The following is a 9,048-nucleotide window of genomic DNA, read 5'->3' on the forward strand; positions in this document are numbered from 1 at the left end:
CGCCAGCAAAACACCACTTGAACATCACTTAAATATCACCTCTCATTAACAATATTGAAACATAACTATTGCACTATAGTGACGGAATATGATATTTATTTGAATAGAGACATCATAATAACAAGGGAGGTTTACCATGGATCGTTTAGACTATGGTGGTGCGCTAGACCAAGTTGTTGAAAGACCAACTCGCTCAAAAAGCTCAAATAAAAAACGTAAATGGCGAGAAATAGAAGCGTTAAAGGATAAACAGCGCTTACTTAAGGAACTTCAAGACATTGACACAAGTTTCGATTTTGATTTCGATGCGATGCCATTGTAAGCAAGATAACTAACTGAATAGTTATTCAAAGGTCTATATATAAAAAGAGCGCTTATAGCGCTCTTTTTAATGCTTTTAACTCGTTATCATTAATCCTTTAAGCGAGATAACACAGAGTCAGCTACTGTGGTTCAACTTCAGCAATATGCTCTTTAAGCTCTTCAAAGATATTATCATCACTATCGTTAAATAACGGATCATCAACTAAACGCTGCTCACATTGTTGCCATATTTTATCCCAATCACTGCCCTGCATGTGCTTAGCAAACAGAGGAAATAGCTCTTTTTCTTCATATTGCATATGAGCCGTTTGGATTTCAACATACGCTTTTAAGTCGGAAACCAACTTTTCTCGGGAAATCACCACATCTGAAAGTATCAAATTCAGACTATACATCAATGCACCAGATGACTCTGCTAGACTACTATGTTCATCATGAAGCCTGGTCGTACTAGGGCTAGGAAAGTGCTTAATAAAGTAATCAAAAGTAATATCTTCTACCGGATGGTGACTATGCTCAGCATAAACCTGCATATATTCGACGACATCACGAATAAGCGCAAAATTAACTGATTCGCCCTGAGAAAGTTTGTGATTTTTCTTGGCTAGAATATTCAATAATATGGCTATGTGTTTGTGATCATTCATTAGCCTTTTAAGTATCATCTTCTCCATTACCACAATTCCTTCATGTCTAAAAAGTTTAAACCTCTAGTATTATTAATCTACACTATGGATTGCGCAGATGTTATGACCGAGATCATAAAATACAAATCTGAAACATTCAGATGAGTTTAAATAACAAAAAAGCACCCTAAGGTGCTTTAGTAAGCTGATATTAAAGCTTTATTATTTAAGAATGTTAAATAAGTGCTCTTTCAGCTTGGTAAAATCAGCGCTCAGTTCTGCAGATAAAATCGGCTTATTCACTACAGCTTCAAGCTCTTGGGGTAATGGTAAATCGATTTGTAATTGCACATCGACCACATCTTTAAATTTCGCTGGATGCGCCGTTCCTAAGAAAATACCGGTTTCACCACTTTTAAGCTCATCAGATAAAGCTTGTGCGGCAATTGCGGCATGAGGCTCAGATTGATAACCCAGCTGATATAACTCTTTTAACGCCGCAGTTGTTTGCGCTTCATTAAGCGCCACCCCTGTAATAGACGATAACGGCCAATTTAACGCCTCACAAATGGCTTCGACTCTTGGCCAGTTTGATGGCTCGGACACATCCATCGCATTAGACATAGTCGCAACGGTAGTATTTGGCGCCCAATCACCTGCAGCAAGGTAACGTGGCACAGTATCGTTTGAGTTAGTCGCCGCAATAAAGCGCTTAATAGGTAAGCCCATCGCCTTGGCAAATAAACCTGCGGTTAAATTACCAAAGTTACCGCTAGGCACTGACAGCACAATCTCAGCATTGCTGGTTTGCTTCATTTGAGCTACCGCTTCAAAGTAGTAACAAATTTGCGCCAATAACCGACTAATATTGATTGAATTAGCCGAGTTTAAGTGCAGCCCATCACGAACATCACTATCATCAAATGCCTGCTTAACCAGTGTTTGGCAAGCATCAAAATCTGACGCAACAGCGACAGTATGAATATTCTTACCTAGAGTCGTGAACATCTTCTCTTGCAGCTCACTGATTTTTCCTTTGGGGTACATCACCACCACTTGTACAGATTCAAGCCCGAAGAAAGCATCAGCAACAGCGGCGCCGGTATCCCCTGAGGTCGCCGTCAAAATAGTCAGCTTTTCATCTCCTGCTAGCAAGTTAACGCACTGCGCCATAAAGCGCGCGCCAAAGTCTTTAAATGCCAATGTAGGCCCATGAAATAACTCTAAACACGCACGTTTATCATCAGCTTTCACTAAAGGCACATCAAAAGTGAATGCTGCATTAACTAACTCATTAACTTTATCTTGACCAATTTCATCAGCAAGCCAAGCCCCTAAAATACGCTGACTTCTTGCAACAAAAGGTAACGCGAGTAGCTCATCGATATTATCAAGCACAGGAATAGATTTTGGAAAAAAAAGCCCTCTATCTTTACCTAAACCTAATTTTACCGCTTCACTAAAACTGACCACTTGTGATGGGTGCTTTAAATTATATAATTCCATTTCTAAACGCCTTTAAAATTAAAATGTGGTGACTAAACTCGACGCGTACCTTGCTCATCAAGTTGACAGACATGGGCAAACCCACCAGCCTGTGATAAATAATGCTGCTCTAACCATGCTTTAGCAGCTTTAGCAGTTTCTAGATTATCGGTTACAGAAAACAGCGTTGGGCCACTTCCTGATATGCCGGTGGTTAACATGCCTAACGTTTCAAGTTCTGCGCGCGCATGGCTATAACCCGGAATCGCATCGGCTCGATAAGGCTCAGCCATCACATCCTTTAAAACGCTAATAGCAAGCTTTGGATCTTGCTGATAGCTTGCATGCACAAATGCACTTAAATGACGGCCAAAATCGATGGCTACCGCTTTATCGTATTGCTGTGGTAATAAGTCGCGCATCTTGGCCGTTGACAGTGAGATCCCCGGATAGGCCACCACCCAATACCATTGCTTAAACGTAGGAATACCAGCGCACACCTTATTGGGAGTATTTAGCATCAACTGCATGCCGCCTAAATAACAAGGGGCAACATTATCAAAATGAACACTGCCTGAAATCATTCCTTCAAACTCGCCCATTAAAAGCAATAATGCTTGTTCATCAAAAGGCTGCTCAAAATGCTCATTTAATGCATAAAGTGCTGCAACCACAGAGCTTGCACTAGAACCAAGCCCACTGCCAACTGGTAAATTTTTCTCTAAACAAATAGCCACACCTTGTTTAGCATTAAGTTTTTCAAGAAAAAACACAGCACATTGATAGACGATATTCTGTTTACCATCTTCTGGTAACTTATGCGCCCATGGACCCGTTTGAGAATAATGAACACCAGCATCAGCCGCTTCAATCATCACTCTATCACCCAGTAAACTGCCATCAATTGGCGCAAGCGCAGCGCCGAGTAGATCAAATCCAACACCGACATTACCCATTGAAGCAGGAGCATAAACAGTTATCGCTTTATCCGAAATGACTTGTTTGCTCATAGCCCCACCTCGCGAGTCCAGTTTAAAGTTCTTAATACATCCGCAAACGCGCCAGCTGCAGTCACATCAGTACCCGCACCATAACCGCGTAATACAAATGGAATAGGCTGATAATAACGGCTGTAAAATGCCAGTGCATTCTCGCCGCCTTTTACGCTGTATAACGGATCTGATGAATCAACCTCTACAATACGTACATGACACTTACCTGCTTCAATCTGACCCACATAACGCAGTACTTTACCTTGCGCTTTTGCCGATTCAACTCGCGCACTGACTTGCGCATCAAGTTGTGGTAAACGATTCATAAAGGTGTCTACATCGCCTGAATCATCAAACGAGCTTGGCAGAACTGATTCAACATTAATATCATCAAGTTCTAATGGCATGCCCACTTCACGAGCAAGAATTAGTACTTTTCGCGCCACATCCAAACCACTTAAATCTTCACGAGGATCCGGCTCTGTAAAACACTTATCACGAGCGATTGAGGTGGCCTCTGATAAGCTCATGCCTTCATCTAACATGCCGAATATATAAGATAATGAACCAGATAAGATCCCATTAAATCGCTGTAACTTATCACCGGCATATAGCAGTTTCTTTAAGTTATCAATCACTGGCAGGCCAGCACCTACGGTTGTTTCATACAAGAATTGTCTGCGCTGCAATAACGCCGTTGTGCGCAATTGTTGGTAGTAAGCATAATCACGAGTGTTGGCTTTCTTATTCGGGGTGACGACATGGTAGCCAGCATTCATCACATCAAGATAACGATCTGAAACCAACTCACTTGAAGTGCAATCAACTAAAACAGGGTTTAGCAGTTGCTGTTCTTTACCCCAGGCCAGCATCTCTGCGAGATCATAGCTTGTATCGCTATCAGCCAATAAAGCCTGCCAATTATTTAAATCTAGCCCAGCACTGCTCAGAAGCATTTTACGAGAATTGGCAATACCACATACTCGCATGGTTATATGCTGCTCTTTAAGCATCGAGGCTTGTTGTTTGATTTGCTCTAATAGCCCTGCCCCCACATTACCACTGCCTACTAAAAACACATCTAAATACTGCTGAACATCAAAGAAGGCTTGATGACAGGCGGCAATGGCATGCTTAGTTTTACGTTGCTCAATTACAGTAGAAATCGAACGTTCTGACGAGCCTTGGGCGATGGCGATAATATTAACGCTGGCTTTAGCCAGGGCGCTGAAAAACTTAGCAGCGGCGCCTTTATGGGTTTTCATGCCATCACCAATAAGCGACACAATCGCTAAATCTTGTCTTAATTCGATAGGCTCGAGTAACTCAGACTGGATTTCTAACTCAAATTCAACTTCTAGTGCTTGTTTTGCTTTATAAGCTTCATTAGAGCTAACACAAAAGCTAATACTGTATTCAGACGAGCTTTGAGTGATTAATGAAACTGAAATACCACTGCGAGAAATCGCTTCAAGGGTGCGACTGGCCATGCCCACCATGCCTTTCATGCCAGGACCTGAAATGTTAAACATGGTTTGTTCATCAAGGTTAGAAATGGCCTTGACCTGCAAGCCTGTTTTGTCAGGCTGATTAGACACTAATGTGCCAGGCGCTGATGGGTTAAAACTATTTTTGATATAGCAAGGAATGTGATACTGAGCAATCGGTGCAATGGTTTTAGGGTGCAACACCTTAGCACCAAAATAAGAAAGCTCCATAGCTTCTTGATAGCTAAGTTGTTCAAGTAATTTAGCGTCTAATACCACGCGTGGATCCGTGTTATAAACCCCATCGACATCAGTCCAAATTTCACAGCTTGAGGCATCAAGACAAGCTGCTAAAACCGCTGCAGAGTAATCTGAGCCATTTCGCCCTAAAGTCACTGTTTTACCTTGCTCATTAGCAGCAGTAAAACCTGGCATAATCCATACCCGTGCTTCATTTAATGAAAGCGCAGCAAAACGCGGTTTGCTTTCATTGATATCAACAATAGATTCAAGTGGCTTACCATGGGCTAAGAATAATTTTCTAGGGTCAAATTGCGCTGCGGTAAGTGATTTTGCTAGCATCACTTGTTCCATTAAGGCTGCCGATAAACGCTCGCCAGAGACGATAACCTGCGCTTGAACATGATCGGGGCATTCGTTAAGCAGCTTTATTCCAGTGACTTTGTCATTCCAGTCAGTTAATTGCAGCGCCAGCTTTTCATCCAGTAGCGCTTTTTGCTGCGGTGAAATTAACGCTTGTTCAGCGTCACTAAAAAGGCCACTAAAAACCGACTCAATATGGGCTAATACCGCTGCATAGTCTTGATTGGTTTGTGCGAGACTTACTAACTCTAACAAGGCATTGGTAACAGTTGCAGGCGCTGATAACACAGTCGCAATAGCCTCTTCAGCTGCAGCTTGTTCAATAATGTCTGCTGCCATCAAAAAACGTTGCCAATTGGCTAACGAGGTTCCACCAAACTTCATCACTTTCATATTCTTCTCCCTTAACTCGCTAGCACTAAATATTAATTTTAAATCTGAAAACAAAAAGCCCGCTTCTTTGTGGGAAGCGGGCTTGTCGTTATAAATCTTTAGGGTGTAATCAGCCCGCCCCCACAATGTTAATTGTGGTGGTTGTAATAATGGTAACTACAACATGGTTAACGGATTTCATCATTACACTCGATTTAATATGTGTTTGTTTTGAATTGATAACAGAATTGCTTTTTTTAAGGTAGGTTGTCAACCCCTAATTAGTGGTTTATTTTTAAGCACTCTATTGATAACAAGCTAAATCACTGCTGAAATCACAATAATCGCAGCTATCACACTAAAAAACGCCTCCAAAACAAGTTTTTAGTATGTTTACGTAAACGTAATCCAAAAAAGATATACAAGAATAAATGCTCACAAGTCAGAGGTTTACTATTATTATGATTTTTATATGGTTATTCAAAATCGCCAAAAGTCATCTTGCATTAAATTTCAGTGCCTAAGCACTAAAATTAGCATTTTCATAAACATGGCAGCGCAAATCACCATGAAAATGATTCATCTAATCTATTTAAAAACAGTGACCTGTGTACTGCGCGTAAATTTAGTCACAGCAACAATGGTAAAAACATCCATTGTCAAAGGATAAGTAACCGGATGCGCCACGATTTAAAGCAAATGTCAGCCAGCGAGATACTTGATTTAAAAACATGTGATTGAATAAGCAAAAGCTGATACAAATTATCGCGACTTTGTAAAAACAATAGTATTATGCCGCCACATTCAGAATTGGAGTCGTTATGAAAATCACAAAACATGCAGCAGTAACTATTCACTACAGTTTAACCGATCAAGAAGGTCGTTTAATCGAAAGCTCATTTGAAGCTGAACCTATGGTTTATCTACACGGAACTGAAGGCTTAATTCCAGGCTTAGAAACTGAGCTAGAAGGTAAAGTTATTGGTGACAAATTTGACGCGAATATTCCAACTGAACAAGCATATGGTGAATACCATGACGGCCTAAAACAAGAAGTCCCTCTTGAAGCATTCGGCGATATCGAAGACATCGTGCCAGGTATGCGTTTTATTGCTGAAACTGAAATGGGTCAACGCCCAGTTCAAGTTACTGAAGTAAAAGATACTGTAGTCGTTGTTGATGGCAACCACCCTTTAGCTGGTCAAGCATTAAACTTCAGCGTTGAAGTGATGGATGTACGTGAAGCAACTGCCGAAGAAATTGCCCATGGTCATATTCATGCTGCTGGTGGTTGTGGCAGCGAGCACGCCCATGAAGCTTGTGGTACTGACAAACCGGGTTGTGATGGCAATGGCGGTTGTGGCTGCCACTAAAGTCTAATAAACAATTTTTGTCCTAGACATTGATTCAATAACTTAGACTGGATTAACTCAGCCTAAAGTTTGAATTATTAAATACGTTAGCCTTTTTTAGGTTGACGTATTTTTTTTACGTTATTATTAATCATAGATAGATTGTCTGTGAAACTTAACCACAAGCATTGCTGGGCACAGGTTTTGTTTCTTTCTCTGTGCTTTGGTAACTAGAAAGCAGCTGGGTTTGAAGGTTATAGAGTTAACCTTTGTTGCTGTTTGAAAATTAATTTAAAGCGAAGGAGTGCTTATGTTAATTAAACCGCTATACGAAATCTTACCTTACGCCTATATGATTGTCGGCGCAGCTAGCGTACCTTTCATTGAACAACCCTATATTGTCGTTGCTTCAATATTAGTCTTTTTTTACGGCGCTCATGTCTGGAACCTACGCTCTAGAAACCGCCGAACGGATAAGAAAAGAAAACGAGTCGAGGGTTACCTACCCGATTCAATATATGGCTTTATGCCATTCATTTACATTATTTCGGCCGTAATCACCTTTCGTTTTTTCCCTCAAGATTCAGCACAGTTACTGTCGATAGGGCTTTTTACATACGGAGGCTATATATTACTGCGCCGTATCAGCTATCGATGCCATAAGCATCCCTCAACGAACATTAAAGCTAAATTTAGATAGCTAGCGCGACATAAGTAACTAGTCCAGTATCAGCTGCTGGACTTTGTCTTTTTGCGCCTGAGGCATATTTTTTAAATAGTTTGAACAGCGAGTAATGGTCGCAATGCTCACTTGATATTCTGCAGATATTTGACGCTGACTTAGCTCACCTTGCAATAAAAGTTGAAAAACCTTTAACCTACCAGCAACTGCACTACGCTCTTCTTCTGTCATTAATAACTGAAATAAAATGCCTAATTCGTCAGAATTTGGATAGCTTAGTACCTTTTCTACAACTGAATCCCAATTAGCTCGCATAACGCTCTCTTTTAGTAATGCCTCGACAGTACAAAGTGTAGCAACAATTCAGCTTTTACAGAAATCATATATGCAAAATATGCCTGATAATTATTGTAAAAATCAAATTTACAATTAAACACAAAACTAGACTCGCACTTGGTTCAAGTTTATGCTTAAAATGTGACAAACACCTATAAATCAATAAATAAAAAGAGATCTGTCATGAAAAATAAAATATTGGCCTTAGCTGTCAGCGCATTGCTTATTCCAACTGTCAACGCACATAACTTTGAAGATGCCAATGACGCTATCGATTATCGTAAAGCAGGTTTTAGTTTAATCCGCTACCAATTTGGCGATATGGCTGCAATGATGAAAGGCAAAAAAGAGTTTGAATTAACTGTATTTCAAACTCGCGCTGCTAATTTAGCGGCACTAGCTAAAATCCCTCATGAAGGTTTTATTGCAGGCTCTGATAACGGCGATACAGAAGCTTTAGCAAAGATCTGGTCAAATAAAGCAGACTTTGATACTAAGATGACCGAATTCCAAGAAAATGCGGTTAAGTTAGACTTGGCAGCCCAAACAGGTGATAAAAAGCAAATCAAGCAAGCATTTGGTAATACAGGCAAAAGCTGTAAAGGCTGCCATGACATGTACAAGAAAGACTAACCATAAAACATTGTTAAAAATTCAGCGCCTTAAATATGCTATTCATATTTAAGCTCGCTAATAAAAAGCCCACTGAAGTGTAATGCCGTTCACTTAACGTGAACGGCTTTCTTTTTTATGGGGTATCGGTCCTTCGAACACTTCAGCACTCTAGGG

Annotated in this window: 9 protein-coding genes; 4 read left to right on the forward strand and 5 right to left on the reverse strand. The window is 40.5% G+C overall.

Annotated elements, in window-relative coordinates; translation table 11 throughout:
• Nucleotides 1-136: 136 nt before the first annotated feature.
• Nucleotides 137-322, forward strand: a complete 186-nt coding sequence (locus Q4546_RS14895) for a DUF3545 family protein (RefSeq protein ID WP_076542968.1) — start codon at nt 137-139, stop codon at nt 320-322.
• A 121-nt stretch (nt 323-443) separates the two neighbouring features.
• Here the strand turns inward: Q4546_RS14895 and Q4546_RS14900 are convergent, their stop codons facing one another.
• The 4 genes from Q4546_RS14900 to thrA all read right to left on the reverse strand — a co-directional run bounded on the left by Q4546_RS14900 (nt 444) and on the right by thrA (nt 5,910).
• On the reverse strand, nt 444-986 hold the full coding sequence (locus tag Q4546_RS14900) for a hemerythrin domain-containing protein (protein ID WP_102439282.1): 543 nt from the start codon (nt 984-986) through the stop codon (nt 444-446).
• A 186-nt stretch (nt 987-1,172) separates the two neighbouring features.
• Nucleotides 1,173-2,456, reverse strand: coding sequence for a threonine synthase (gene thrC / locus Q4546_RS14905; protein ID WP_303446505.1), 1,284 nt, complete (start codon nt 2,454-2,456; stop codon nt 1,173-1,175).
• 32 nt (nt 2,457-2,488) lie between these two features.
• The gene (thrB, locus tag Q4546_RS14910) at nt 2,489-3,445 is read right to left on the reverse strand and encodes a homoserine kinase (RefSeq protein ID WP_303446507.1); all 957 of its coding nucleotides are present in this window, start codon (nt 3,443-3,445) and stop codon (nt 2,489-2,491) included.
• Nucleotides 3,442-5,910 carry a bifunctional aspartate kinase/homoserine dehydrogenase I gene (thrA, locus tag Q4546_RS14915; RefSeq protein WP_102439215.1) on the reverse strand — a complete coding sequence of 823 codons (2,469 nt, stop codon included), beginning with the start codon at nt 5,908-5,910 and terminating at the stop codon, nt 3,442-3,444. The genes thrB and thrA overlap by 4 nt, the downstream gene beginning before the upstream one ends.
• Nucleotides 5,911-6,710: 800 nt before the next feature.
• Here thrA and Q4546_RS14920 point away from each other — a divergent pair.
• Both Q4546_RS14920 and Q4546_RS14925 read left to right on the forward strand, forming a co-directional pair.
• The gene (locus Q4546_RS14920) at nt 6,711-7,262 is read left to right on the forward strand and encodes a peptidylprolyl isomerase (protein WP_102475618.1); all 552 of its coding nucleotides are present in this window, start codon (nt 6,711-6,713) and stop codon (nt 7,260-7,262) included.
• 289 nt (nt 7,263-7,551) lie between these two features.
• A complete protein-coding gene (locus Q4546_RS14925) occupies nt 7,552-7,941 on the forward strand; it encodes a hypothetical protein (protein ID WP_102439217.1) in 390 nt (129 codons plus the stop codon).
• A gap of 18 nt (nt 7,942-7,959) precedes the next feature.
• Here Q4546_RS14925 and trpR read toward each other — a convergent pair whose 3' ends face one another.
• The gene (gene trpR, locus Q4546_RS14930; protein ID WP_102439218.1) at nt 7,960-8,238 is read right to left on the reverse strand and encodes a trp operon repressor; all 279 of its coding nucleotides are present in this window, start codon (nt 8,236-8,238) and stop codon (nt 7,960-7,962) included.
• A 204-nt stretch (nt 8,239-8,442) separates the two neighbouring features.
• On the opposite strand from trpR, the gene Q4546_RS14935 reads away from it, so the two are divergent.
• Nucleotides 8,443-8,892: a cytochrome c gene (locus Q4546_RS14935; RefSeq protein ID WP_102439219.1), complete on the forward strand. Its 450-nt coding sequence runs from the start codon at nt 8,443-8,445 to the stop codon at nt 8,890-8,892.
• The last annotated feature ends 156 nt before the right edge of the window (nt 8,893-9,048 follow it).

It is taken from the genome of Shewanella sp. 4_MG-2023, from assembly GCF_030548015.1.
Taxonomy (GTDB): Bacteria; Pseudomonadota; Gammaproteobacteria; order Enterobacterales; family Shewanellaceae; genus Shewanella.